The following is a 23,274-nucleotide window of genomic DNA, read 5'->3' on the forward strand; positions in this document are numbered from 1 at the left end:
GGCGTCACCTCGCTGCGCTCGGCGTCGCGATGAGCCACCACGACACCGATGATTCGCTCCCTGCGTTCGCTCATCGGAACGCGTCCTTGACGTGCTCGACGCTTGCCCGACCGGCGCGGGGCAGCAGCACCGAGATGACGTCGAAACGAACCTCGTCGGCGGTGGTGCCGGTGGCGGCCAGCCAGGCGGCGGCAAGCCCTCGCAGGCGACGGGCCTTGCGGGGCACCACCGCCTCGGCGGGGCTGCCGAAGGTGACAGTGCGGCGCGTCTTCACCTCGCAGAAGGCGAGCACCGGCCCGTCCCAGGCGATGATGTCGATCTCTCCGGCGGGGCAGCGCCAGTTGCGGGCCACCGGGCGTAGTCCCGCCTCGATGAGGTGTCGTACGGCGCAGCGTTCCCCGTACCCGCCGACCGCCTGGTTCCGCTTGGTCATGACCGGCACCCTGCTCCCGTGCCAGGACTCGCGGCGACCCCGCCATGCTGATCTGTGGACAACCGAGGGTGTTGTGGACAATCAGACGATCATGGCCTGGATGTGCTATTGGCGGCAGTTTCCGGACGGGCAGGTGCCGGGCCGGATGGCGTACGAACCGCTGGTCGCATACGGTGCCGGCGTGGACGGACGACGCAGTTTCGCCGACGACCAGGAGTCGCGCTGGTACCCGGCTGATCATGACCGTGGTTACGCCGAACCGCAGTGGCGCCCGACGGGGGACGGGCACTACCCCGCAGACGAGCCGAGGGCGGTCCCCGAGCAGCGGGGTGACGACGACGACCGGTACGGCTCGCCGCGACGCGCAGCCCTGACGGACCCGCTGGGGGACGTCGCCGCAGAGACCGAGCGCTACCGGGCGTCGCGTTCCCGCCGGGCCGAACCGACGGAGCCGGACGTTTCCGGTGAGTTGCCGGCCGATCGTCCGGGCCGACGTGCTGCCCGCGAGGTGGGCCCGACCAGTGGCGGGGCGCCGTCGTCGACCGATCCGACCCGCGCCGTGCTGGCCGGATATCCGATCGTCGAGGCGAAGCGTGTGCCCGAGGGCACCAATCCGCTGGAGCAGCCGACCGGGCCGGTGCCGTCGGTGGCACCCCGGGTGGAACCGCCGGTGGGCGAGGTCCCGCCCGGCCACGTCGAGGCCATGACCGGCCACCCGGGCTCCGGCTACCAGACGAGTGGCGTTCAGGCGGGTGGCATCCAGACGGGTGGCGTCCAGCCAAGCCTGCCGGCCGGGGACGGCGTCTACCGGACGCGACGACCGGTGCTCGCGGTGCTCTTCGCCGCGCTGGTCGTGATCTTCGAGTTGCCGGCGGTGCGGGTGCTGCTGCACGGCGCGACGGCGGATCCGGTGGTCGCCGGGGACGTCCTGGCGGGCACGTTCCTGGTCTGCGGTCTGCCGATCTTCGCGGCCGGCCTCTACGGGCTGCGGACGACCGGGTTCTCGCTGACCGACGGCGCCCGGGGGTGGCTGCGACCGCCGACCGCGTACCTGACGGTCGGCCTGGCGCTCTTCCTGGTGGCCGCGATCGCTGCCGGCTGAGCGGATTCGCGCCGCGCGGGCGTCGATCGCCCCGGGCGGGTCCGCGTTGCACCCGGGCGTGGATCCGCCGGGAGGGCGCGTACACTGGTCAACCGGCGACCGCCTCGTGCGGTCGACCTCGCGTGCCCTCCTCACGAGTCGTCGTGTGGCGGCGGCCTCCCTGGTCCCGATTTCGTCGGGCCCACCCTGGCCGACGACCGGGCACCAGGACGCCCAGCCGCCTGGCCGGGCGGGACAACCAGGGACCGCAAGGAGTACGAATCATGGCCGTCGTGACCATGCGTCAGCTGCTGGAGAGTGGTGTTCACTTCGGGCACCAGACCCGGCGCTGGAACCCGAAGATGAAGCGCTTCATCTTCACCGAGCGCAACGGCATCTACATCATCGACCTGCGCCAGACCCTCGACTACATCGAGAAGGCGTACGACTTCGTGCGCAACACGGTGGCCGAGGGCGGCAGCATCCTCTTCGTCGGCACGAAGAAGCAGGCGCAGGAAGCGATCGCCGAGCAGGCAACCCGCGTCGGCCAGCCGTTCGTCAACCACCGCTGGCTGGGCGGCATGCTGACCAACTTCCAGACGGTGTACAAGCGGCTGCAGCGGATGAAGGAGCTGGAGGCCCTCGGTGACCTCAGCGGCACCGCCGCCGGCTACACCAAGAAGGAGACCCTGCAGCTCTCCCGCGAGAAGATCAAGCTGACTCGCACCCTGGGTGGCCTGCGGGACATGCAGAAGCTCCCGGCCGCGGTCTGGGTGGTCGACACCAAGAAGGAGCACATCGCCGTCGACGAGGCCCGCAAGCTGGGCATCCCGGTGATCGCCGTGCTCGACACCAACTGCGACCCGGACGAGGTCGACTTCCCGATCCCGGGCAACGACGACGCGATCCGCTCGGCCGAGCTGCTGACCAGGGTCGTCGCCGCCGCCGTCGCCGACGGCCTGATCGCTCGCTCCGGTCGTCGCCGGGGCGGAGACGAGAAGCCGGAGGCGGGGGTCGCCACCGACGAGCCGTTGGCCGAGTGGGAGCGCGAGCTGCTCGAGGAGCCGAAGAAGGCCGATGAGCAGCAGCCCGCAGCCGAGCAGCCGGCCGCCGAGCAGCCCGCAGCCGAGCAGCCGGCCGCCGTCTCCGGTCAGTGACTGTGTCGCCGTCCGGCCACCGTCCGTTCCGCTGACGGTGGCCGGCGGCGGGTAGGCCGGGCACGAACCTCTCGGAACCGGGTAACCGTCACCTCAGACCATTCCACGCAGTCTCAACATCGAAGAGAGAGCCATGTCCCAGATCACCGCCGCGGACGTCAAGAAGCTCCGCGACCTGACCGGCGCCGGCATGATGGACAGCAAGAAGGCGCTGACCGAGGCCGAGGGCGACTTCGACAAGGCCGTCGAGATCCTGCGCGTCAAGGGCGCCAAGGACGTCGGCAAGCGGGCCGGCCGGACCGCCGCGAACGGTCTGGTCGCCCACTCCGGCAAGGCGCTGCTCGAACTCAACTGCGAGACCGACTTCGTCGCCAAGAACGACAGCTTCATCGCGCTGGCGCAGCAACTCGTCGAGCACGGCGAGCGCTCCGGCGTCAGCACCGCCGAGGAGCTGCTGGCCAGCGAGCTCGACGGTCGTACCGTGGCCGACCTGGTCCAGGAGCAGTCCGCCAAGATCGGCGAGAAGCTGGTGCTCAACCGGTTCGCCAAGCTCGACGGCACCGTCGCGGTCTACCTGCACCGCAAGGCGCAGGACCTGCCCCCGGCGGTTGGCGTGCTGGTGCAGTACACCGGCAAGACCGACGAGGCGGGCGATGCCGACGCGCGCGGCGCGGCGATGCAGATCGCCGCGATGCGGCCGCAGTACCTCACCCGCGACGAGGTGCCGGCCGAGGTCGTCGACTCCGAGCGGCGCATCGCCGAGCAGACCGCACGCGAGGAGAACAAGCCCGAGGCCGCGCTGCCGAAGATCGTCGAAGGCCGGGTCAACTCGTTCTTCAAGGACTTCGTCCTGCTGGAGCAGTCCTCGGTCACCGACAACAAGAAGACCGTGAAGCAGGTGCTGGCCGAGGCGGGCATCGAGGTCACCGGCTTCGTGCGGTTCGAGGTCGGCCAGGCCTGAGCCGGCTCGGGCGTCCGACGCCCGCGAGCTGGGAGCAACGACGAGACGAGGGGGCCGCCGGTGTACGCGATACACACCGCGGCCCCCTCGTCCCATAAGGTCGGCAGCGGCAGGTACGCGCACCCGAGCGCGCCAGTGGGGGAAGGACGGGCGGATGACGCAGGTTGTGAGTGACCGGACGTTGGCAGCGGACGATCCGACAGCACCACCGCCCGGCCGGGCCAGGCGGGTGGTGTTGAAGCTCTCCGGCGAGGTGTTCGGCGGGGGCGCCATCGGCGTCGACCCGGACGTCGTGCAGGCCATCGCCCGGCAGATCGCCACCGTGGTACGCCGGGGTGTGCAGGTTTCCGTGGTGGTCGGCGGCGGCAACTTCTTCCGTGGCGCGGAGTTGCAGAAGCGGGGCATGGACCGCGCCCGGGCGGACTACATGGGCATGCTCGGCACGGTGATGAACTGCCTGGCCCTCCAGGACTTCCTGGAGAAGGAGGGCATCGAGACCCGTGTGCAGAGCGCCATCACGATGGCCCAGGTGGCAGAGCCGTACATCCCGCTGCGGGCGATCCGGCATCTGGAGAAGGGCCGGGTCGTCATCTTCGGCGCCGGCGCGGGAATGCCGTACTTCTCCACCGACACGGTGGCCGCCCAGCGCGCGTTGGAGATCCACGCGGACGTCGTGCTGATGAGCAAGAACGGGGTGGACGGCGTCTACACGGCTGACCCCCGGATCGATCCGACCGCCAGTAAGTTCGACTCGATCACCTTCTCCGAGGTGCTGCGTCGCAACCTTCGGGTCGCCGACGCGGCTGCCTTCAGCCTCTGCATGGAGAACGGCCTGCCGATGCTGGTCTTCGGCGCGCAGGGCGACGACACCATCGTCCGGGCCGTGGGTGGCGACAAGATCGGCACCCTGATCACCACCTGAGCCGACCGCCGAGGCGATCCCCGGCGGTCACGGTGACCCGACAAGCCCACGACGAGCACAAGAAGGAGGCGAGGAGACCGGTGATCGACGACACCCTCCTCGAGGCCGAGGAGAAGATGGAGCGTGCGGTCGAGCACGCCAAGGAGGAGTTCGGCGCCATCCGCACCGGTCGCGCGACTCCGGCCATGTTCTCCAAGATCATGATCGACTACTACGGCAGTCCGACCCCCCTGACGCAGATGGCATCGGTGGCTGTTCCCGAGCCGCGGATGGCCATCATCAAGCCGTACGACAACTCGCAGACCAACGCCATGGAGAAGGCGATCCGCGACTCGGACCTCGGGGTCAACCCGAACAACGAGGGCAATCAGCTGCGCATCCTGCTCCCGCAGATGACCGAGGAACGCCGCCGCGAGATGATCAAGGTGGCTCGGCAGAAGGGTGAGGAGGCGAAGGTCGCCATCCGTAACATCCGCCGCAAGGGCAAGGAAGAGCTGGACCGGATGGTCAAGGACGGCGAGGTCGGCGAGGACGAGGGCCGGCGCGCGGAGAAGGAACTGGACGACCTGACCCAGCGATACGTGGCGCACGTCGACGAGTTGGTCAAGCACAAGGAGTCCGAACTCCTGGAAGTCTGACGCCGAGGTCACCGCCTGCTTGATCATGAAGATGCTGCCACCCCGTCCGGCGTGGCGTGGTGACAACTTCATGATCAAGCTGGTGGGAGCGGACACCGGCACGTCCTGCCGGACGGGCGGGTGCAGTAGGCTCGGCACGATTCCCGGTGACCCGACAGTGAACGGCGGGGATCAGCCAGCCGACAGGCCGGCATTTCAGACGGAGCGCCTCGCGCGGGTAGGGGATGGTAGTGGCTGTGCGTCAAGTGGTGGATCTCGTACCGCTCCCCCCTGGTGCGTGATGTCCCACCTCGACCCCTACGGCGGCGCCGAAGCCCGTGACTGGGATCGCCCGGACCGACCCACCTCCCTGCCCTGGCCGGATCCAGACGTCGAACCCGGTCCGTGGGGCCGAGGCCCTAAACCCGGTGCCGAGATGTACGCCAGCCCGCGCACCCGTCCCGGCCCGCACTCCGATCACCTGTACGCCGACCGCCCTGACGACCGGGACGGCCCGGTCGGTGCCGGCTTCGGCGAGCCGTACGACGCGGATCCGGACGGTGGCGGCCGGCCGACCCAGGAGAGCTGGACCGGGCGTGGACCCGCTGGCTGGGACCAGCCACCGAACACGCGCACCGGTGCCCGCGACCTGAACCACGGCGACGCACCCACCGCGCAGATCGCGCCGGTGCGGGTCGGCGACGGTCGGGACCACGACGACGCGCCCACCACCCAGATGGCACCGGTGCGGGTCGGTGACCAGGTGGGCCACGACGACGCGCCGACCACGCAGCTCGCGGCCGTTGCGACCGGGGACGCTGACCCCGAGGCGACCGGGCAGGACGGGCCGGGCCGGCGTCACCGTGGTCGGCGTCGGGCCGGTGCGGGCCGCCCGGCCACCCGGCAGAGCGCGAGCCGGGCCGGTCGGAACTTGCCGGCGGCCATCACGGTCGGGGTCTGCCTGGGCGCGGCGGTCCTGCTGCCCCTGTTCCTGTACACCCCGGCATTCCTGCTGGTGCTCGCCGCCGCGTTCGGCATCGGCATCTGGGAGATGTCCCGGGCGGTGCGCCGCCAGGGTGCCGAGGTGCCCCTGGTGCCGCTGGTCGCCGGTGGGGTACTCACCGTCACGCTGGCGTGGTTCGCCGGGATGGACGCGCTCCTGCTCGGCCTCCTGGTCACCATCACGGGCACGTTCGTCTGGCGGCTTGGCGACGGCACGGCCAACCTGCGGCGGGACATGACCGCGGCGACCCTGATCGCGGTGTACGTGCCCTTCCTCGGCGGCTTCGCCGCCCTGCTCGCGTCGTCTCCCGATGACGGGGCGCTGCGGGTGTTGGTGACGCTGGTCGCGGTGGTGCTCTCCGACACCGGTGGGTACGCGGCCGGCGCGAACTTCGGCAAGCACCCGATGGCCCCGACGATCAGCCCGAAGAAGTCCTGGGAGGGCTTCGCCGGCTCGGTGGGCGCTGCGGCGCTGGGCAGTGGTGTGCTGCTCTGGGCGCTGTTCGACGTGGCGCCCTGGTGGGGTGCCGTGTTCGGGGTGGCGGTCTCCGGCGCTGCCGTCCTCGGCGACCTCGCCGAATCGATGATCAAGCGGGATCTCGGCGTGAAGGACATGAGCAACCTGCTGCCCGGCCATGGCGGGCTGATGGACCGGCTCGATTCCGTCCTGTTCGCGGTGCCGACGGCGTACCTGTTGCTCGTGATGTTCGTTCCGGCGGTGAACTGAGGCATGACCCACGCCGGCGGGACCGTGGCGCGGACGAGGCGGGAGCGGACCCGGCACCTCCGCAGGGGTGCGTCTCCGGCCGAGCGTGCCAGACTGGATGTGCCATGACGAGTCTTCCCCTGATCCCGGTCGACCCGGACGCGCCAGGTGCGCGCCGGGCGGCAATGCCACCGCAACACCTCGCCGATCTCGACCTGGCCGGCCGCAAGGACCTGGTCACGAAGTTGGGCGAGGCGTCGTTCCGCGCCCGGCAGATCTCCACCCACTACTTCGGCCGGCTGGTGCGTGACCCCGCGCTGATGACCGACCTGCCGACGTCGTCCCGCGAGCGTCTCGCCGACCAGCTGCTGCCCCGGCTGCTCACGCCGGTACGCGAGCTGGCCTGCGACGACGGGGCCACCCGCAAGGCGTTGTGGCGGCTGCACGACGGGTCGCTGGTGGAGAGCGTGCTGATGGGCTACCCGGACCGGGTCACCGTCTGCATCTCCAGCCAGGCGGGATGCGGCATGGCCTGCCCGTTCTGCGCGACCGGCCAAGCCGGCCTGACTCGGAACCTCTCCACCGCCGAGATCGTCGACCAGGCGGTCTACCTCGCGGGCGTGGCCGCCTCCGGCAAGGTCGCCGGGTCACCGCCGAGGCTGTCACACGTGGTCTTCATGGGCATGGGCGAGCCGCTGGCGAACTACAACAGGGTTGTCACCGCGATCCGCCGCCTGGTCGCACCGGCACCCGAAGGGCTCGGCCTGTCACAGCGTCACATCACCGTTTCCACAGTCGGGCTGGTGCCGGCCATCCACCGACTGGCCAGCGAAGACCTCTCCGTGACTCTTGCGTTGTCGCTGCATGCCCCCGATGATGAGCTGCGCGACGAACTCGTGCCGGTCAACCAGCGCTGGAAGGTGTGCGAGGTGCTGGACGCAGCCTGGGCCTACGCGGCCCGCACGGGCCGTCGTGTGTCGATCGAGTACGCGATGATCAAGGACGTGAACGACCAGCCGTGGCGAGCTGACCTGCTCGGCCGGCTGCTGGCCGGCAAGCTGGCCCACGTGAACCTGATCCCGCTCAACCCGACTCCGGGTAGCCGCTGGGATGCGAGCCCGAAGCCGGTCGAGCGGGAGTTTGTCCGGCGGTTGCGCGACGCCGGGGTGTCCACCACGGTGCGGGACACCCGAGGTCGCGAGATCGACGGAGCGTGTGGGCAGCTGGCCGCCGCGGAGGACAGTGGCACCGACCCGGCCGGGGAGATGACGGCGTGACCGGGCGTGGCGAACGAGACCAGGAGACATAGTGGCGAGTCAGGGTCAGCGTTTCCGGCGTAAGGCGCTCCGCCGGGGATACAAGGTTGACGAGGTGGACGCCTTCCTGGACCGGGTCGAGGCGACACTCGCCGGTCAGCCGGTCGGAGCGCCGGTGGCCTCGCAGGAGGTCCATGACGTCGTCTTCCGGGTTCGCTTCAACGGCTATGACGAGTGGCAGGTCGACCTGCACCTCGACCGGGTCGAACGGCAGTTGGCCGAGCTGGAGGAACGCGGCGGCGCTCCCGGGCGCGGCGATGGCCGGATGGGTCCGGTGGAGCGGATGGGTCCGGGCATGCGCGAGGACCGTGGCATGTCTCCGGTGCCGCAGCCGCCGATGCCGCCGCGGGGGATGCCGGCACAGCCCGGGCCCCCCTACGGCCGCTATGACGAGCCGACCGGTGCCTTCGCCGGCGGTTACGACAACGCTCCCCGGGGTGGTTATGACGGCCCGCGCGGCGCTGCTCCGATGGGTCCGGGTGCGCCGATGGGCCCTCCGGGCGGCATGGGGCACGGCGGACCTCCACCGCGTGGTCTGCCCGCGGGCCCCGGCGGCTACGGTCCGCCGGACGGTCCCGGTGGTTACGGTCCGCCGGACGCCCCCGGAGGCTATGGCCCGCCGCCGGACGAGCAGCGCTTCGACGGGTTCGAGGCGGGTCGACACGGCCGTACCGACATGACCGCCGAGATGAGGCTGTCGGACCGGGACCCGCGCCGCGGCCCGGCTGGCCCTCCCAACCTGCCGCAGCAGGCCCTTGGCGGGCCTCCGATGGGTGGCCCCCCAGCGATGGCCGGCCCGCCGATGGCCGGTCCGCCCGGCAGTGACCTCTACCGGGTGGACCAGATCCGGCGAAGCTTCCAGGTCCGCCGCTTCGGCAGTGGGTACGACCCCGACCAGGTGGACCGGTTCTTCGAGACACTGCTCGGGGGGATGGCCGGACGCAACCAGATGCCGGTGAACCCGAAGGACCTGGACACGCTGCGCTTCGGACTGGTGCAGGGCGGTTACTTCGAGGCCGAGGTCGACGCCGCACTGAAGAACGTGCAGGACATTCTCTTCGGCCGCTGACGCACATCGACGCGCGAGGGCCCGCCTCCGGAGACCGGGGCGGGCCCTCGCGCGTCGTCGTGTGGGTGGTGCGGCGGGTGGGTCGACGGTCACCCGGGAGCTGGTCCGTCGGGAGCGCAAACCGTCGCGGGTAAGGCCGATGCGTCAGGAGCGCAGGCCGTTGCGGCGCAGCACCGCGTCACCGATCACGATGAGCAGCAGGAGTGCGGCCAGGCCGATCAGCCAGAGATCCTCGACCCTGCCCTCGTGGTTGCCGCAGAGCATCGCCAGCAGCGCGAACGCGGTGAGCACCGCGCCGATCCGCCCGGCCTTACGGTGCCCAGGCTTGTGCTGGTCTGGCGACGTTACCGGCTCGCTTCCTGCCACTGTCGGTCCTTCCTCGCGAACGGATCTCCGGCTAGTCTGGCACGTCCCCTGCGAGGGTTTCCGGCCAGGGCCGATAGGCCCGCTCAGGTGGGTGGTAGGGCACTACCGGCGTCGCTGGGCGAGGACCAGACTGCCTCCGGTAGCGTTCTGGGGCGTACACCTTGATTGTCTCTTTGAGGGGGAACTGCGGTGCGAGTGACCGGTACGGGGCACGCGAGCATGCGGATCGACACGGCCGCGGGCAGCATCCTGTGCGACCCGTGGGTCAATCCGGCCTACTTCGCCTCCTGGTTTCCGTTCCCCGACAACTCGCAACTCGACTGGGAAGCCCTCGGCGACGTCGACTACCTGTACGTCTCCCACCTGCACCGGGACCACTTCGACGCGGCGCACCTCAAGCGGTACGTGTCGAAGAAGGCCACCGTCCTGCTGCCCGAGTTCCCCACCTCGGAGATGGAGGACGAGTTCCGCGAGCTGGGCTTCACGAAGTTCCTGAAGACCCGCAACGAGGAGGTCGTCGAGCTCGACGGCGGCCTCAAGGTGATGATCCAGGCGCTGACCAGCCCGACCGACGGTCCGATCGGTGACTCCTCGCTCTGGGTGGAGTACGACGGCATCCGGCTGCTCAACCAGAACGACGCCCGCCCGACCGACCTGAGCACCTTCGCCGAGCTGGGCCACGTGCACGCGCACCTGCTGCAGTTCTCCGGCGCGATCTGGTACCCGATGGTCTACGAGCTGCCGAACGCGGCGAAGACCGCATTCGGCAAGCAGAAGCGGGACCGGCAGTTCGACCGCACCTGGCGCTACATCGACGACCTCAAGGCCGACCACGTCTTCCCGATCGCCGGCCCGCCGTGTTTCCTCGACGACGAGCTGTGGCAGTTCAACGACATCTTCGGCGACGAGGGGAACATCTTCCCCGACCAGTCGGTCTTCCTGGCCGAGTACGCCAAGGTCGGCGGCACCAACGGCATCGTGCTGCTGCCGGGCAGCGTCAGTGAGATCACCACGACCGGCGCCTCCACCACCCACCCGGTGCCGGTGGCGGAGTTCTTCGCCAACAAGGTCGCCCACCTGGAGGAGATGCGCGAGCGTAAGCGGCCGATCATCGAGGCGGAGAAGGCGTCCTGGCGGCACCCCGAGGTGGACGTGCTCAAGGAGCTGAAGCGCCGGATCGAGCCGCTGCTCGACGAGTCGATCTACCTTGCCAAGGGTGTCGGCGGTCCGGTCCGCTTCGACCTGGTCGGCTACGACGGTGAAAGCGTCGAGTCGATCGTGGTGGACTTCCCCGGCAAGCAGGTGCGGCCGTACGCCGACGAGAAGGTCCGCTACCGGTTCCGTACCGAGCGGGCGCTGGTCGAGCACCTCCTGCACATCGGCGAGGTGGACTGGGTCAACTCGCTCTTCCTGTCCTGCCGCTTCTCGGCCGCCCGGATCGGTCAGTACAACGAGTTCGTGTACGCCTTCTTCAAGTGCCTCTCCACCGAGCGCCTCCAGTACGCCGAGGGCTGGTACGACGAGCACGAGCGGGCCGTGGACGCCGAGGACATCACCATCGGCGACTGGGTGGTGCAGCGGCGCTGCCCGCACCTGAAGGCGGACCTGAGCCGGTTCGGCATCGTCGACGGCGATCAGCTCACCTGCCAGCTGCACGGCTGGCGCTTCGACCTGCCCAGCGGGCGCTGCCTGACCAGCGTCGGTCACAAGGTCCGCGCCCACCGCGTCGGCGAAGAGGCCCCTCAACCCACCAGCTGACGCGCGCCGCCTTCCCCAGTGTTAGGAAGGGCCCCTTTTAGTACGCCAGGCGTTAACAAGGTGCCCTTCCTTACGCCTCAGCGGCCGAGGTCGGCGAGGATGCGCTGGGCGGCGTTGTGGCCGGCGGCCCCGATGACGCTGCCGGCCGGGTGACAGCCGGCGCTGCCCGCGTACACCCCGTCGACGCCGGTGGCGTAGGGCATCCGGTCGGCGAACGAGATGGTGTTGTCCACGTGGTGGATGTGCCCGCCGGTGATGCCGAAATGTGCCTCGATGCCGGGCGGCGGCAGCGGCACCGCGTCGGCGATCAGGTCGCCGGTGCCGGGGGCGTAGCGCTCGCAGATGCCGACCAGCGTGTCGACGTAACCGGGCAGCGCCGCGTCCCAGGTGGTGTCGGCCAACTCGTACGGCACGGACTGGACGAACAGCGCCGACGAGTGGTGCCCGGCTGGGTCGGCCAGCGACGGGTCGACGGTCGTGTGCAGGTACCACTCGATGGTCGGCTCCTCCGGCAACCGCCCGGCCCGCACGTCGGCCCACATGGCGCGTAGCGCCGCCATCGGTGACTCGCCCGCACCGCCGGTCAGCGACGCCGACCCGGGCAGCAGGTGGATCGTCGAGCCGAACGGGCTCGGCGCGCCCTCGGGCAGGCAGGAGAAACGGGGCAGACCACGCAGCGCCAGGTTCAGCTTGAGGGTGCTGCCGGTGCGCCGGACCGCCGCCATCCGGCCGGTGAGCGTGGTCGGCAACGCACCGTCGGGCAACAGCTCGATCAGCCGGTACGGGTCGCAGGCGCCGAGCACCACCTCGGCGTCGATCTCGCGGCCGTCGGCGAGCACCACACCGCTGGCGGCGCCGCCGTCGAGGGTGATCGCTGTGACCGGGGCGCCGCTGACGATCCGGGCGCCGGAGGCCCGGGCCGCGTCGGCGAAGGTCCGCGACACCGTACCCATGCCACCCTCGGCGATCATCCAGGTGCCGCCCGAGCCGGGCAGCCGGCACATGTTGTGGACCAGGAAGTTGTGCCCGGTGCCCGGGTCGTCGGGGCCGGCGTTGAGCCCGGACAGGCCGTCGGTGACCGCGTACATGCTGACCAGCAGCTCGGACTGAAAGTCGAAGCGGGCCAGGTAATCGGCGACGGAGCCGCGTACCAGGTCGACGAAGACCTGTCGCAGCGCGGGACGGACGTACCGTTCGGCGGTCTCCTCCACCGACACCGGCTCGGCCAGCCAGGCCGGCGCGACGTCCTCTCGCAACGCGGCCAGTTCCGCCTGCAACGCCTCGTCGGCGGTCGCGTCGGCGGGGGAGAAGACCTCGGCGAGCTGCGCCCGGCTGGCTGCCGCGTCGGTGCCGAAGAGCAGGTACGGCGAGCCGATCCCGCCGGGGGTGGGCAGGAAGTAGTGCGGGTCGCGGCGCAGCACCGGGATACGGACGTCGAGCGCGGCCAGCAGCTCCGGCGGCATCAGTCCGAGCAGGTACGACCCGGTGGAATGGCGCAGTTCGGGCACCTTCGGGAAGGGGTTCTCGGTCCGGGTCGCGCCGCCGATCACGTCGGCGGCCTCCAGCACGAGCACGTCCAGCCCGGTCCGGGCCAACAGGATCGCCGACACCAACCCGTTGTGCCCCGACCCCACGATCACGACGTCCGCGCGCCCCGGCACCTCACCACCCGCCACCCTCGCACCCTAACCCTCCGCGACCCGGCGGCGGGCGCGCCAAGCGGACAGGGCCAGAGTGGCGGAGTAACCGGCCAGCACGATCACGTGGAACACGTAGAGCCAGAGCAGGATCGCCACGGCGGCCCCCACCTCGTCCAGCCCGCCGAAGGGCAGGCCCAGGTCAAGCGGCAGCGAAGCGAAAAGCACGAAACCGTGCAGGAAGCCGGAGAGATTCGCCGCGGTGAAGGACCCCATCCCCAGCGTGGAGAGCCAGTCCGGCGAGGCCGGTCCGACCACCCGGAACACCCACATCAGCACCGGCGTGAGCACCAGCCACACCGCCAGGAACGACAGCACCACCCCGAGCACCCCCGCCCAGCCGCCGCGCCGAACCAGCCCGGTGGTGGTCGGCAGGGCCAGCAGGATCGACAACAGCAGCGCCGGTGCCGGGGCCAGCAGCGGAAGCAGCAGCAACCGGCCCCGCCAGCCGATCAGATGTTCGTCGGAGCGAGGCGCGGCAACCGAGACGAACGCCCGGCGCAGCCCTTCGCCGTACAGCGAGGCCGGCAGCAGCGCGGCCAACGCCAGCCAGGGCGTCAGACCGACCCCGGCCTCGACCAGCGCGACCACCGCGTGCGGCACACCGATCGCGTCCGGCAGCGTCTCCACGGCGTGCCCGGTGAGCCGCCGTACCTTGGACGCTCCCACCAGCAGTGAGGTGAGCCAGATCGCCAGCAGCGCCACCGGCACCACGGCGATCGCCCCGTAGAACGTGATCGCGGCGGCGTGCAGCGACAGATCACGACCACGTACCGGGCGGAAAGCCGCCCGGGTAATTCGTCTCGTCCGATCCCACGCACCGCCCATCGCGCCTCAGTTCCCCGTCCGCTGCCCCGACAACCGTGCCTGTTACCTGAACCGCACCGCCGGTGGTTCGGGCACTCCAACCTTGTCAGCGAGCCTGACGCGGCAGGGTGAGGTCCTGGGTCTGCGGCGCTGTCGCCCTGAGAGCGTCTATGGATCGGGCATCCCAGCTGCCCGTGGGCCGTCAACATCGCAATGTCGACCTCGCCAAGGTCAGCCGAAGGCACGGAAGGGGGTGTAGTCAGGCGACAGAACGACCTGAACTGACGCGTCGATGTTGGTGAGGGAGGGCCGATGGAGCCGGATCATTCCGTCGGTGCCGGAGCGGGTCCAGAGATCAGGTATCCCGTCGCCGCTCACGTCCGGTATGCCGATCACCGCGTTGTAGGCCGCCTCCGTCCAACCCGTGCCGATCCGGACGTCGCCGTCCCGCGAGTTGGCCGCCTGCTTCAGCGAGTCCAAGCTCACGCTGTTGGCACCCGTGCCGGGAAGCCCGTGCCGGACGTAGAGCGTGCCTGCGTCCATGTTTCGCCAGAGCAGGTCCGGAGTGCCGTCCCGGTCAGTTCGTTCGCTCATCGACGCTCAGCGCACCTACTCGACTCCCGGTGGCGCGGTGCTGCGGCAGTTCGTCGGCACGGCCCAACAACCGTTGACGGTGGTGGCCGGTGACCATCAGGGCAGCCCGTACGCAGAGGTGAACCTCTCCGGTGTGATGGAGGCCCGGATCCGTAAGCAGGATCCGTTCGGCAACGTGCGCACGGGCGCGGTCAGCGGCTATCTCCGGACCAACCAGGGCTTCCTCGGCGCGGTCCGCGACGACGCCTCCGGCTTCGTGCCGTTGGGTGCCCGGCTGTATGACCCGGAGGTGGGTCGGTTCCTCTCCGCGGACCCGGTGCTTGATTTGACCGATCCGGTGCAGAACAACGGCTTCACGTACGCCCACAACAACCCGGTCACCCACTCCGACCCGTCGGGTCTGTCGGTGGCATTGACCCCGTCGGAGACGGCGGCGGCGCTGGCCGGTGCGGGTTTGTCGTCGGCGATGGTAGCTCAGGCGCAGGCCAACATGGGTCGGTCGTTGATCTCGGTCATCCTCGACTCCGCGTGGTACATCCTGAAGGAGTTCATCGGCATCAACGACGCCCTGAACTGCTTCGGCGGGGATCTGTGGGCGTGTGGCAGCCTCATTCTCAACGCGATCCCCTGGACAAAGGTCGCCAAGACTCCCAAGGTCATCGGTGCCATCAACCGTACGATCAACGCTATCCAGGCGTGGCAGGCTGCCAAGCGGGCGGCTGAGGTCGTGTTGGCGGCGGCGCGGGCCGCTCAGACGGCCGCACTGAACGCCAAGAAGCTTGCCATCGAGCGAGCCAGGAAGGCAGCCCAGGCAGCGAAGAAGAAACCCGTCGACAAGGTCAACACGACAAGCAACGCGGCGACCAACACGGCCAAGAAGACCGGTAACCGGGTCCAGAAGGATGCCCAGGCCAACTCCAACCCGAAGGCATCCTCGGCTGCGTCCAGCGGTGCCGGTAAGAAGACCGGTGGCGGCAAGGGCGATTCCAAGCCGGGTGGCTCGTCGGGTGCCTCTAGCCGCAGCAACGGCGGCAGTACTGGTGGCTCGTGCAAAAACCCGAACAACAGCTTCGTCCCAGGCACGAAGATCCTCATGGCTGACGGCTCAACCAAGGCGATCGAGGACGTCAAGCCCGGCGACGAGGTGGTGGTCACCGATCCGGAGACCGGTCGTACCGAGGTGGACACGGTCACCGCCACGATCACCGGCGACGGTGTCAAACACCTGGTGAAGGTCGTCATCGACACCGACGGCGACCACGGCAGCGAAACCGCCGAGGTCACCGCCACCGACGGCCATCCGTTCTGGGTGCCCGAACTGGGCGAGTGGATCGACGCCACCGACCTCCAGCCCGGGCAGTGGCTGCAAACCAGCGCTGGCACCTACGTCCAGATCACCGCCATCGACCGCTGGAGCGTCCCCCGCGCCGTCGTCCACAACCTCACCGTCGCCAACACCCACACGTACTATGTGATTGCGGGCAGGGATCGGTTGTTGGTTCATAACTGTGACGGCGAAGTCAGCCGCGTATCGGAGAATGCCAGCAAGTCTGCCGAGGCTGCCGACTATGAGGGCGGTTCAGGGGGCCGGGTTCCGGCGCTAGACTACGTGAATGGTGCCCTCGAAATTGCTGAGGTTAGATTCGATGATTTCGATGCTGCGGCAGGTGTACTTATTGATCGAAAGCATGGTGTTGCCACCACGCGCAAGATGGTCGATACGGCAGTTCGGCAATCTATGGCTCTTGAGCAGAATGGTTACACCGGGAGGTGGGAGGTTCCTAACGAGAGGGCGTTTCGTAGGGCCAACAAGGTATTCCGAGATGCTGGCGTAACGAACATTGTGGCAGTGGTGGTGAAGCATGATCTCGCAGGTTGTAAGTGTACTCGTTAATCTGCTCGTCTCGATTGATGTTGCGGCCGATTCTGAAATCGATCCAGACTTCGCCGTGTCGCTTCAAGGGCAGGCCGCGTCAGTATTCGACGCAATGACGAACGATGAGCGGCGCGAAGTGGCGCGCTTGGTGCGGGATATGACTCGATTGGAACTAAATTCTGAACGAAAGAGCGCCTTAGGCGAGTTTATCGATGCCTACGGTCTTGAAGATGACGACTAGAAGTAATTGCATGGCAGTCGTGGCTACACCGTACCGCTTCTGTCTTGGTGTGGGTTAGTGTTGTTTGCCCGATCCTCCCATATGCATCCGCCATCTGCTCAGAGTTGGTGAAGGGATTGTCACGGTTCTGACTGGCCGCCGGCCTGGGCCCATGGCTGACTAGTGCCTTCGCCTTTGAACGTTGGTCGTGTAATGCGTCGGTTCTGAGGATGTATCGGGCAGGCTGTCTTCCAGCGCTCGTGGTGGGAGGTGGTGGCCCGGGGGCCGTGCTCGTTGCCAACGTCACGGAGTCATTGCAGGCACCGGCCGGCCGGATCTGCGTCGCGGGCATCCCCGCAGTTGCGATGGTGCCACTGCCGTTGCTGCTGCGTCTGCTGGCGAGTTGGCCAACGCAACGCGCGGCGGTCGCCGTCGTGCCGACCGCGGTGGTTGTCGGCGTTCCGTGGGCTATCCGTACGCCGGGTGCCGAGGCGAGGGTCCCATCGACGGGCACACCGCCGTGGACGCCAGCCGACCCACCGTGGCCGGAGACCGATGACGCGCCGCGAACCGACTGATCGGGTGGTGCTCAACGGTCCGTTGCCGCGTAGGTGCCCGAGTGGTCGTCGGGCGGGGGCGGCGTTGCCAACGGACGTCCAAGGTAGCGGCGGGGGCGTGTTGGGTGAGCAAAACGGTACCGCATGGTACGGTGCGGTACATGGCGAAGATTACGCTGCGGGAGTTTCGCGATGGCGTGGGTCGGGTGCTGGAGGGGATCGAGCGCACCGGCGAGCCTGTGATCATCACCAAGTACGAACGGCCGGTGGCCGTCCTGATCGGCATCGACGAGTGGGAGGAAATCGAGGCGTTTCGGGACCGCCGGGACTCTGCCGTGATCGCCCGCTCCCGGGCCGAGGGCGAGTTCGTGCCGCTGTCGGCGGCTCTGGAGTCGCTAGGGGTCGACCCTCGCGAGGTGGAGGCGTTGCTGGCTGACCGGGCCGGCGGTGCCGCGGCGTGAAGGTTCAGATCGACCGGGACGTGCTGGTTTGGCTGCACAAGCAGCCTCGCAACGTCTTCTTGACCGTCCTGAGCGCGATCCTCGGCTTGGTCGCCGATCCTGTGCCGCAGAACTCGACCGAGATGCGCGACGGATCTGGGCGTCGTCTGCGGGTCGGTGACTACCGGGTCCTCTACCGGCTCGACGACGACGAACTGACCATCCACCATGTGGGGCATCGCAAGGACGTCTACTCGTAGGCCGCTCGGATCTGGCGACCTGTCTCGACCGCGACGAGCTGATGGTTGAGGGTCAGCGGGCCTGACCGACCCGCTACCGCTCGTCTGGGCATGCGAGGAGCTGGGCTTGTGGCGGGTTGGCTGGTCACCATTGTGTGGTGGTGACGAACGATCCTGCGTGCCGACTGCGTATTACGGATGAGGCTCAGGTCCTGGCTCTCTTGGCGGGCCGGGTGCCTCAGAGGAGGTCGTAGACGTCGCTCCGGTGGCCGAGGTGGACGACGAGCACGATCAGCTCCTGGTCGCGGACGGTGTAGATGATGCGGTATGCGCCGACGCGGATACGGAACAGGCCGGAGTGGCCGGTCAGGGCTTTGACGCCGGCTGGGCGAGGTTCGGTGGCGAGGTTGGCGATCGCGGTGACGAGGCGGGCCTGCAAGGGGCGGTCGAGCTTGCGCAGCAGCTTGGCGGCGGCTCGGTCGACCTGGACGGTGTAGGCGGGTGGAGTCGGGCTGGTCACAAGCCGAGCTCATCGCGTAGGTCGGTCAGCGGTATCGGGGTGTCGCCGGCGTCAATGCGGGTCAGGGCCTCGCGGGCGGCGGCGACATCGCTGGCGTCTTCGGCGCGCTCGATGGCCTCGGCGACCTCGGCCGGCACGATGGCGGCCAAGCGTTGCCCCCGACGGGTGACGTAGGTGATCCTCCCGGCGTAGTGCGCGCGGGAGACGACGTCCGCGAGGCTGTCGCGGGCGTCTGAGATCGGGAGTTCGGCTGCGGGCTCACTCACGGTTCCGATTGTACAACTCGTACGAATCGTACGGTCGACGTAGGTCATAAGAACACGAGCCGGGCCCGGCCGTGGGCGTCAAGATCGGTCGAGAGCGCAGGTGCCCGGGTGGGCGTTGAGGCGGGGGCAGCGTCCGGGGCCGCCGAGTGGGGTGTCGCACCAGACTCGGGTACGCAGGGACTGGCGGTCTTCTTCGCTGAGGGTGGTTTCGCCGAAGTCGATGACCGTCAGGTGGCCGAGGGAGTCGCGGAGGGCCACGGCGAGCGCGGTGGCGTCTTCGAGGCTGGTCAGGGTGGTGGGTAGGTGGATGACCCAGCGGGGTGGGCTCATCGGGAGCCGCGACCGTAGTGGTGGTGGGCGGCCTGGCGGGAGTGCCATTGGCGCAGGGCCTGGCGGATGCGTTCGGCTTCGGTGTTGGCGGTGGTCAGTTCGCGGTGCAGGCGTTCCAGTTCGTCGGCGAGCCGGTTGAGGTAGGCGTACACCTGGTCCGGGTCGAGGCCGCGCCAGCGGGTCTCGAAGGTGGCGGCGCGGGAGTGCTGGGGGAGCGGGCGCTCCCTGGACAGGTAGATCATGGGCGGGCGGCTTCCTGCTCGGCGAGCATCGTGGTGATCTGCTGATCGGTGAGGCCGCGCATGGTGAGGATGCGGCTGCCCCAGCGGTGCAGGCGGCAGGGGTGGGGTGCCCGGTCGTTGCGGCAGCGCGGGCCGTCGGGCCATTGTTCTGCGGCGTGCACGCTTATCGCCCGCAGCGCGAATGTGACATCTTCGGCGCTGATGTAGGGAGGCAGCGGAATCTCGTCGAGGGCTTCGTCGATCGAATCCATGGTCCTCCCTTGTGGAATCGTCGCGGGGCCGGAGCGGACGCCGGGATGAGGTTCGTGGGAGGCGTCCGCTCCAGCCGTGACCTGCCAGGGGGATTGGCTGGTCATCCACGATGGTGGTTTCACTACTGGCCTGGCGCAATGTTCTGCGGAAGAATGCGAATAAAGGGATGAGGTGCCTTACGCGACGACAGCAGAGGAGATGACGTGGACGACCCGGGAAGCACCGTCCCGCGTAGGCAACTCGGCAGGTATTTGAGAGAACTTCGCGAAAATGCGCACATCACTGTGGTCGCGGCCGCGAAGGAACTGGAATGGTCGACGCCGCGAATCTGGCGGTACGAAACCGGTCAGGTCCCCGTGCACCCGAATGACGTGGAGGCCATGTGCCGGGTGTACGGCGCGACCTCCGAGACCATCCAGACCATGCGGTCGCTGGCCCGCGAGACCAAGGCGCACGGTTGGTGGCACAGCTACGGGGAGGCGATCGAGGACTGGTTCAAGCTGTACGTCGGCCTGGAGGCCGCCGCGACCAGAATCCGAAAGTACGAGGCCGACCTGATCCCCGGCCTGTTGCAGACGGTCGAGTACATGACCGAGGTCATCGCGACCGACCACCCGCAGATGAGCGGGGCGGAGCAGCAGGCCAAGGTGGACGTCCGGCTCCGCAGACAACGGCTGTTGGCTCGGGTGGTCCCCCGAGCGCCCTACTACGACGTGATCCTCAACGAGGCGGTGCTGCGCCGACCGTTGCGCGACCGGTCAGCGATGGTTCGGCAACTCGACGCTTTGGTGGTGGCAAGCCGGCAGCACAACATCAAGGTCCGAGTGCTACCCCTGGCTGCCGGGCTGTTCCGGTCGGCGTTCACGGGCACTTTCACCATGCTGGACTTCCCCACCGACGTGCGGGAACCGGAGCCGACCACGATCTACATGGACGGTCCGTGCGGTGCGGTCTACCTTGACAAGCCGCACGAGATCCAGACCTACGAGGAAGTCTGGCGCTCGCTGCACGAGCGGGCGCTCGATGTCGATGAGTCCCGTGAGCTGATCACGGCGATCGCGAAGGAGATGACCCATGAAACGTGACGGGGTGTGGCGCACGTCGTCCCGGTCCGGTGGTAGCGGTGAATGCGTCGAGGTGGCCGCCTTCGCTGACGCGGTAGGCGTACGCGACAGCAAGGACCGGCAGGGCGCGGAGCTGAGCTTCGGCGCGACCAGCTGGACCGGGTTCGTCGCCGCCACCCGCGCGGGCCGCTTCGCCTCCCGCACCTGAACTCGACGCGACCCGCCCGGTGCCGACCGAACCTGGTCGGCACCGGGCGGTGTCCTCGCGGTCCTGCGCCGGTCGGACCATGATCAGGAAACCGGTTCGGTGGAACTCGGCGTGCCGGGGCCGAGATCGGCCCCGGCACGTGCGCGTCGGTAACGGGATCAGGGCAGGGGCCAGGAGATGGGGTCGGTGTCGCTCGGGGGCGTGGTCCCCGAGAGGTCGATGACTTCCTGGAGGTTCGGGTCGTACTCGGGGTGGGCGCGGTTGAAGAAGGTCTGCCCGCCCACCGCGAGCGTCATCACACCGTCCGGGTTGGCGGTCAGGATCAGCGGGCCGAGACCGTCCGACGGCGGCTCGGCGTTGCTGATGTCGATCTGTCCGTAGTCGTCCTGGGAGGGCGTACGGTTGCTGTTCAGCCGGTCGAGGACGCGGGCCAGGTCGTCGCCGGTGATCGGTCCGGTGCCGACATTGTCCGGGTTGGGCATCCCGGTCTCGTCGTCGGCGCTGTCATCCGGACAGTCGGCACCCTCGCAGGTTTCCTCGGTCTCCGAGGACTCGACCTCACCGTCCTTGTAGGTGACGGTCGTCGTGGTGGTGGTCGTGGTCCCCTCGTGCTCGGTCGTCGTGGTCTTGACGACGAGGGTCGGGTTGTCGTTCTCGTCGTAGTGGGTCGTCACCGTCGTGGTCTCGGTCGACCCGTTGGCGTAGGTGTCGGTGAGGACGGTGACGGTGATGCGTTCGGTCTGATTGCCGCCCTGGTCCCAGTTGATGGTGGTACTGAAGAAGTCGTCGAGTGACGAGCCATCTTCGAACGTCTCGGTGACCTGGCGGTACGTGGTCTCGCCCGACCCCAGGAAGTTGCCCTCCGCGTCGTACCCGTCGGTGGCGATGGTGCCGGTCGTCGTGGTGGTCTGCGTTTGGTTGGTGACCCGTACGTTGTCCCAGCTGCCGTCGCTGTAGCCGACGGAGTAGTCGCGCCCGAACGAGCCGGGCCGTTCGCCGTAGGTGAACCCACGATCGTCGAAGCCGGTGGGCCTCTTGTGACCGTTGACGCCGAAGTTGGTCGCGCCGACGATTCCCTCGATCGATTCGCCCTTGAGGCCCCAGACGGCGACGTTGCCGAACGCCGCGAACGCCAGTTTCTGGTCGGTGCGCAGCTTCGGTTCGCCGGTCAGGACCGTGGTCACGCCTCGGCCGAGGTGCTCGAAGCCGTTGGATCGCAACGTACCCAGAAACCCATCGACCGAATGTACGATCGGCCCCTTCTCCGGGACGGCGAGCGCACCGGCCGCGGTGGCGAGGGCCTTGCCGTCCGGGGTGTCCCGGGGTAGCACGACCAGCTCGGTCAGGTGCCGTTCGAACGAGGGCAACGTGCGGGCGATGGCGAGGTCGAAGATCCGCTGAGGTTCCGGGTAGCTGCGCGCGTCCTGCGGGTCGGTGCCGAGCTTCTTCTCGTCGAGGTCGGTGACGCCGTCGCCGTCACGGTCCGAGGCGGTGTCGAGGATGAACAGGCAGAGCCGGTGCTGGCATACCGCGCGGGGACCTTCGCGATCCTTCGCCGAGGCGGGGGCTGGCGCTATCGCGCTCAGGCCGACGGAGAGACAGAGCGCTCCGACGGCCGCAGAAAACTTTCTCATGATCGACGAAGTTAGATCATGAGAATGCGGTGAAGAGCCAGAAATCCGACAGCGCAGGGCGGGGTCGGTGTACGACATGCGACAGAACCTGGAATCGGACCGGCTGTGCGACGGGGTGTGCTGCGAGCTGCGCTGGTTAGGCTGAACTGAGCAGAATGTCACGCTGAGGGGGTGAGCCCGGATGGCCCAGGCCGCGTACGTGCCCGAGCCGCCGTCCGACGATGTCGAAGCCCGTCCCGCCGGGCCGTCGTTCGACGTGCTGCGGTGGCACGACGAGCCGTGGACCGCCCAGCTCGCCCTCGACCTGTTGCCGGAGACCAACGGCCCCAAGGTTGAGGTCCTGAGCGGAAGCGTGATCGTGACACCCCACGCCGGTTATGACCACCAAGATGCCGAGCTCGACCTCGCGTACCTGTTGAAGCAGGCGGCCCGGAAGGCCAAGCTGTGGCTCTACGTGGAGGCGAACGTCGTCTCCGGGCCGGATCTGTTCATCCCCGACATTGTGGTGCTGCGCGTTCCCGGAGGGGGGCGCACAACCATGGACATCAAGCATGCCGTTCTGCTTGGCGAGGTCGTGTCGCCCGGCAACCGGCGTAAGGACATCATCGATCGTCCGCGCGAGTACGGTACGGCCGGCGTACCCTTCTTCCTCCGGGTCGACCTGCGTAACCGGGTCCCCACCATCGCACTGTTCGAGCTGACCGACGGCGAGTACCGACCGGTGGCCGCCGCCGAAGCCGGAAGCACCTTCGTGATGCGGGAGCCATTCGAGTTCGCAGTCGATCCGGGTGCCCTGCTCGGCGAGGAAGCTCCGTGGGAAGAGGGGAACCCTCCGCCCGGAGAGAGCTGAAGGTAGCTCCCCGTGTTAATAGGGGGCCCTTCCTCTACCTCAGGCGTTAACAAGGTGCCCTTCCTTGCACCCAGCGGCGGTGCGTAACAA

26 protein-coding genes and 1 pseudogene are annotated in these 23,274 nt (G+C 68.6%); 16 read left to right on the top strand and 11 right to left on the bottom strand.

Going from position 1 to position 23,274, the window contains the following annotated elements; translation table 11 throughout:
• Nucleotides 1-70: 70 nt before the first annotated feature.
• Nucleotides 71-433, bottom strand: a complete 363-nt coding sequence (locus Vlu01_RS03755) for a YraN family protein (protein ID WP_203993695.1) — start codon at nt 431-433, stop codon at nt 71-73.
• Between the two features lie 145 nt (nt 434-578).
• Here Vlu01_RS03755 and Vlu01_RS03760 point away from each other — a divergent pair, with 145 nt between their 5' ends.
• The 8 genes from Vlu01_RS03760 (at nt 579) to Vlu01_RS03795 (ending at nt 9,264) form a co-directional block, all read left to right on the top strand.
• The gene (locus Vlu01_RS03760; RefSeq protein ID WP_203994460.1) at nt 579-1,535 is read left to right on the top strand and encodes a hypothetical protein; all 957 of its coding nucleotides are present in this window, start codon (nt 579-581) and stop codon (nt 1,533-1,535) included.
• A gap of 263 nt (nt 1,536-1,798) precedes the next feature.
• The gene (rpsB, locus tag Vlu01_RS03765; protein WP_203993698.1) at nt 1,799-2,671 is read left to right on the top strand and encodes a 30S ribosomal protein S2; all 873 of its coding nucleotides are present in this window, start codon (nt 1,799-1,801) and stop codon (nt 2,669-2,671) included.
• Between the two features lie 133 nt (nt 2,672-2,804).
• Entirely contained in the window at nt 2,805-3,632 is an 828-nt protein-coding gene (tsf, locus tag Vlu01_RS03770) for a translation elongation factor Ts (RefSeq protein WP_203993701.1), read from the top strand.
• A gap of 154 nt (nt 3,633-3,786) precedes the next feature.
• A complete protein-coding gene (gene pyrH, locus Vlu01_RS03775; RefSeq protein ID WP_093401681.1) occupies nt 3,787-4,554 on the top strand; it encodes a UMP kinase in 768 nt (255 codons plus the stop codon).
• Nucleotides 4,555-4,634: 80 nt separating this feature from the next.
• A complete protein-coding gene (gene frr, locus Vlu01_RS03780; protein ID WP_203994462.1) occupies nt 4,635-5,192 on the top strand; it encodes a ribosome recycling factor in 558 nt (185 codons plus the stop codon).
• A 280-nt stretch (nt 5,193-5,472) separates the two neighbouring features.
• The gene (locus Vlu01_RS03785; RefSeq protein WP_203993704.1) at nt 5,473-6,900 is read left to right on the top strand and encodes a phosphatidate cytidylyltransferase; all 1,428 of its coding nucleotides are present in this window, start codon (nt 5,473-5,475) and stop codon (nt 6,898-6,900) included.
• A 104-nt stretch (nt 6,901-7,004) separates the two neighbouring features.
• Nucleotides 7,005-8,156 (top strand): dual-specificity RNA methyltransferase RlmN, encoded by a 1,152-nt coding sequence (gene rlmN, locus Vlu01_RS03790; RefSeq protein ID WP_203993707.1) that lies wholly within the window; start codon nt 7,005-7,007, stop codon nt 8,154-8,156.
• A 31-nt stretch (nt 8,157-8,187) separates the two neighbouring features.
• Nucleotides 8,188-9,264: a DivIVA domain-containing protein gene (locus tag Vlu01_RS03795; RefSeq protein WP_203993719.1), complete on the top strand. Its 1,077-nt coding sequence runs from the start codon at nt 8,188-8,190 to the stop codon at nt 9,262-9,264.
• Between the two features lie 144 nt (nt 9,265-9,408).
• Here the strand turns inward: Vlu01_RS03795 and Vlu01_RS03800 are convergent, their stop codons facing one another.
• Entirely contained in the window at nt 9,409-9,630 is a 222-nt protein-coding gene (locus tag Vlu01_RS03800; protein WP_203993722.1) for a DUF2631 domain-containing protein, read from the bottom strand.
• A 189-nt stretch (nt 9,631-9,819) separates the two neighbouring features.
• Between Vlu01_RS03800 and Vlu01_RS03805 the strand changes: the two genes are divergently transcribed.
• Entirely contained in the window at nt 9,820-11,388 is a 1,569-nt protein-coding gene (locus Vlu01_RS03805; RefSeq protein WP_203993725.1) for a Rieske 2Fe-2S domain-containing protein, read from the top strand.
• 77 nt (nt 11,389-11,465) lie between these two features.
• Here Vlu01_RS03805 and Vlu01_RS03810 read toward each other — a convergent pair whose 3' ends face one another.
• The 3 genes from Vlu01_RS03810 to Vlu01_RS03820 form a co-directional block, all read right to left on the bottom strand.
• Nucleotides 11,466-13,064, bottom strand: a complete 1,599-nt coding sequence (locus Vlu01_RS03810; RefSeq protein WP_203993728.1) for a phytoene desaturase family protein — start codon at nt 13,062-13,064, stop codon at nt 11,466-11,468.
• A gap of 9 nt (nt 13,065-13,073) precedes the next feature.
• Nucleotides 13,074-13,913 carry a YhjD/YihY/BrkB family envelope integrity protein gene (locus Vlu01_RS03815; protein WP_203993742.1) on the bottom strand — a complete coding sequence of 280 codons (840 nt, stop codon included), beginning with the start codon at nt 13,911-13,913 and terminating at the stop codon, nt 13,074-13,076.
• Between the two features lie 210 nt (nt 13,914-14,123).
• Nucleotides 14,124-14,486 carry a hypothetical protein gene (locus Vlu01_RS03820; RefSeq protein WP_203994537.1) on the bottom strand — a complete coding sequence of 121 codons (363 nt, stop codon included), beginning with the start codon at nt 14,484-14,486 and terminating at the stop codon, nt 14,124-14,126.
• Between Vlu01_RS03820 and Vlu01_RS03825 the strand changes: the two are divergent.
• From Vlu01_RS03825 to Vlu01_RS03840, 4 genes and pseudogenes are all read left to right on the top strand, one after another.
• Nucleotides 14,479-16,380 (top strand): annotated as a pseudogene (locus Vlu01_RS03825) (RHS repeat-associated core domain-containing protein); the annotation flags it as partial. The gene Vlu01_RS03820 and the pseudogene Vlu01_RS03825 overlap by 8 nt on opposite strands.
• Nucleotides 16,349-16,603, top strand: coding sequence for a hypothetical protein (locus Vlu01_RS03830; protein WP_203993749.1), 255 nt, complete (start codon nt 16,349-16,351; stop codon nt 16,601-16,603). The pseudogene Vlu01_RS03825 and the gene Vlu01_RS03830, both read left to right, overlap by 32 nt.
• A gap of 697 nt (nt 16,604-17,300) precedes the next feature.
• Nucleotides 17,301-17,600 (top strand): type II toxin-antitoxin system Phd/YefM family antitoxin, encoded by a 300-nt coding sequence (locus tag Vlu01_RS03835; protein ID WP_203993751.1) that lies wholly within the window; start codon nt 17,301-17,303, stop codon nt 17,598-17,600.
• Entirely contained in the window at nt 17,597-17,839 is a 243-nt protein-coding gene (locus tag Vlu01_RS03840; protein ID WP_203993754.1) for a type II toxin-antitoxin system RelE family toxin, read from the top strand. Before Vlu01_RS03835 ends, Vlu01_RS03840 begins: the two co-directional genes overlap by 4 nt.
• A 217-nt stretch (nt 17,840-18,056) precedes the next feature.
• On the opposite strand, the gene Vlu01_RS03845 is transcribed toward Vlu01_RS03840, so the two are convergent.
• The 5 genes from Vlu01_RS03845 to Vlu01_RS03865 all read right to left on the bottom strand — a co-directional run bounded on the left by Vlu01_RS03845 (nt 18,057) and on the right by Vlu01_RS03865 (nt 19,427).
• The gene (locus Vlu01_RS03845; protein WP_203993755.1) at nt 18,057-18,338 is read right to left on the bottom strand and encodes a type II toxin-antitoxin system RelE family toxin; all 282 of its coding nucleotides are present in this window, start codon (nt 18,336-18,338) and stop codon (nt 18,057-18,059) included.
• Nucleotides 18,335-18,604: a type II toxin-antitoxin system prevent-host-death family antitoxin gene (locus Vlu01_RS03850; protein ID WP_203993758.1), complete on the bottom strand. Its 270-nt coding sequence runs from the start codon at nt 18,602-18,604 to the stop codon at nt 18,335-18,337. Before Vlu01_RS03850 ends, Vlu01_RS03845 begins: the two co-directional genes overlap by 4 nt.
• 78 nt (nt 18,605-18,682) lie before the next feature.
• Nucleotides 18,683-18,934 (bottom strand): hypothetical protein, encoded by a 252-nt coding sequence (locus tag Vlu01_RS03855; RefSeq protein ID WP_203993760.1) that lies wholly within the window; start codon nt 18,932-18,934, stop codon nt 18,683-18,685.
• Nucleotides 18,931-19,176, bottom strand: a complete 246-nt coding sequence (locus Vlu01_RS03860; protein WP_203993762.1) for a DivIVA domain-containing protein — start codon at nt 19,174-19,176, stop codon at nt 18,931-18,933. Before Vlu01_RS03860 ends, Vlu01_RS03855 begins: the two co-directional genes overlap by 4 nt.
• Nucleotides 19,173-19,427 (bottom strand): hypothetical protein, encoded by a 255-nt coding sequence (locus Vlu01_RS03865; protein WP_203993764.1) that lies wholly within the window; start codon nt 19,425-19,427, stop codon nt 19,173-19,175. The genes Vlu01_RS03860 and Vlu01_RS03865 overlap by 4 nt, the downstream gene beginning before the upstream one ends.
• Before the next feature lie 204 nt (nt 19,428-19,631).
• Here Vlu01_RS03865 and Vlu01_RS03870 point away from each other — a divergent pair, with 204 nt between their 5' ends.
• Together Vlu01_RS03870 and Vlu01_RS03875 are read left to right on the top strand one after the other, a co-directional pair.
• Complete coding sequence (locus Vlu01_RS03870; protein WP_203993766.1) at nt 19,632-20,513, top strand: helix-turn-helix domain-containing protein; 882 nt, start codon at nt 19,632-19,634, stop codon at nt 20,511-20,513.
• A gap of 4 nt (nt 20,514-20,517) precedes the next feature.
• Entirely contained in the window at nt 20,518-20,700 is a 183-nt protein-coding gene (locus Vlu01_RS03875) for a DUF397 domain-containing protein (protein ID WP_203994464.1), read from the top strand.
• Nucleotides 20,701-20,858: 158 nt separating this feature from the next.
• Here the strand turns inward: Vlu01_RS03875 and Vlu01_RS03880 are convergent, their stop codons facing one another.
• The gene (locus tag Vlu01_RS03880; protein ID WP_203993769.1) at nt 20,859-22,334 is read right to left on the bottom strand and encodes a hypothetical protein; all 1,476 of its coding nucleotides are present in this window, start codon (nt 22,332-22,334) and stop codon (nt 20,859-20,861) included.
• A 181-nt stretch (nt 22,335-22,515) separates the two neighbouring features.
• On the opposite strand from Vlu01_RS03880, the gene Vlu01_RS03885 reads away from it, so the two are divergent.
• Nucleotides 22,516-23,184 (top strand): Uma2 family endonuclease, encoded by a 669-nt coding sequence (locus Vlu01_RS03885; protein WP_203993770.1) that lies wholly within the window; start codon nt 22,516-22,518, stop codon nt 23,182-23,184.
• The last annotated feature ends 90 nt before the right edge of the window (nt 23,185-23,274 follow it).

This window comes from Micromonospora lutea (assembly GCF_016863535.1).
GTDB classification, from domain to species: Bacteria; Actinomycetota; Actinomycetes; order Mycobacteriales; family Micromonosporaceae; genus Micromonospora; species Micromonospora lutea.

What these genes read in the sequence shown, in the direction of transcription:
- Vlu01_RS03755 (WP_203993695.1), bottom strand. Translation starts at nt 433, where the DNA reads ATGACCAAGCGGAACCAGGCGGTCGGCGGGTACGGGGAACGCTGCGCC.
- Vlu01_RS03760 (WP_203994460.1), top strand. Translation starts at nt 579, where the DNA reads ATGGCGTACGAACCGCTGGTCGCATACGGTGCCGGCGTGGACGGACGA.
- rpsB (WP_203993698.1), top strand. Translation starts at nt 1,799, where the DNA reads ATGGCCGTCGTGACCATGCGTCAGCTGCTGGAGAGTGGTGTTCACTTC.
- tsf (WP_203993701.1), top strand. Translation starts at nt 2,805, where the DNA reads ATGTCCCAGATCACCGCCGCGGACGTCAAGAAGCTCCGCGACCTGACC.
- pyrH (WP_093401681.1), top strand. Translation starts at nt 3,787, where the DNA reads ATGACGCAGGTTGTGAGTGACCGGACGTTGGCAGCGGACGATCCGACA.
- Vlu01_RS03785 (WP_203993704.1), top strand. Translation starts at nt 5,473, where the DNA reads ATGTCCCACCTCGACCCCTACGGCGGCGCCGAAGCCCGTGACTGGGAT.
- rlmN (WP_203993707.1), top strand. Translation starts at nt 7,005, where the DNA reads ATGACGAGTCTTCCCCTGATCCCGGTCGACCCGGACGCGCCAGGTGCG.
- Vlu01_RS03815 (WP_203993742.1), bottom strand. Translation starts at nt 13,913, where the DNA reads ATGGGCGGTGCGTGGGATCGGACGAGACGAATTACCCGGGCGGCTTTC.
- Vlu01_RS03820 (WP_203994537.1), bottom strand. Translation starts at nt 14,486, where the DNA reads ATGAGCGAACGAACTGACCGGGACGGCACTCCGGACCTGCTCTGGCGA.
- Vlu01_RS03830 (WP_203993749.1), top strand. Translation starts at nt 16,349, where the DNA reads ATGATCTCGCAGGTTGTAAGTGTACTCGTTAATCTGCTCGTCTCGATT.
- Vlu01_RS03835 (WP_203993751.1), top strand. Translation starts at nt 17,301, where the DNA reads ATGGCGAAGATTACGCTGCGGGAGTTTCGCGATGGCGTGGGTCGGGTG.
- Vlu01_RS03855 (WP_203993760.1), bottom strand. Translation starts at nt 18,934, where the DNA reads ATGAGCCCACCCCGCTGGGTCATCCACCTACCCACCACCCTGACCAGC.
- Vlu01_RS03860 (WP_203993762.1), bottom strand. Translation starts at nt 19,176, where the DNA reads ATGATCTACCTGTCCAGGGAGCGCCCGCTCCCCCAGCACTCCCGCGCC.
- Vlu01_RS03865 (WP_203993764.1), bottom strand. Translation starts at nt 19,427, where the DNA reads ATGGATTCGATCGACGAAGCCCTCGACGAGATTCCGCTGCCTCCCTAC.
- Vlu01_RS03880 (WP_203993769.1), bottom strand. Translation starts at nt 22,334, where the DNA reads ATGAGAAAGTTTTCTGCGGCCGTCGGAGCGCTCTGTCTCTCCGTCGGC.
- Vlu01_RS03885 (WP_203993770.1), top strand. Translation starts at nt 22,516, where the DNA reads ATGGCCCAGGCCGCGTACGTGCCCGAGCCGCCGTCCGACGATGTCGAA.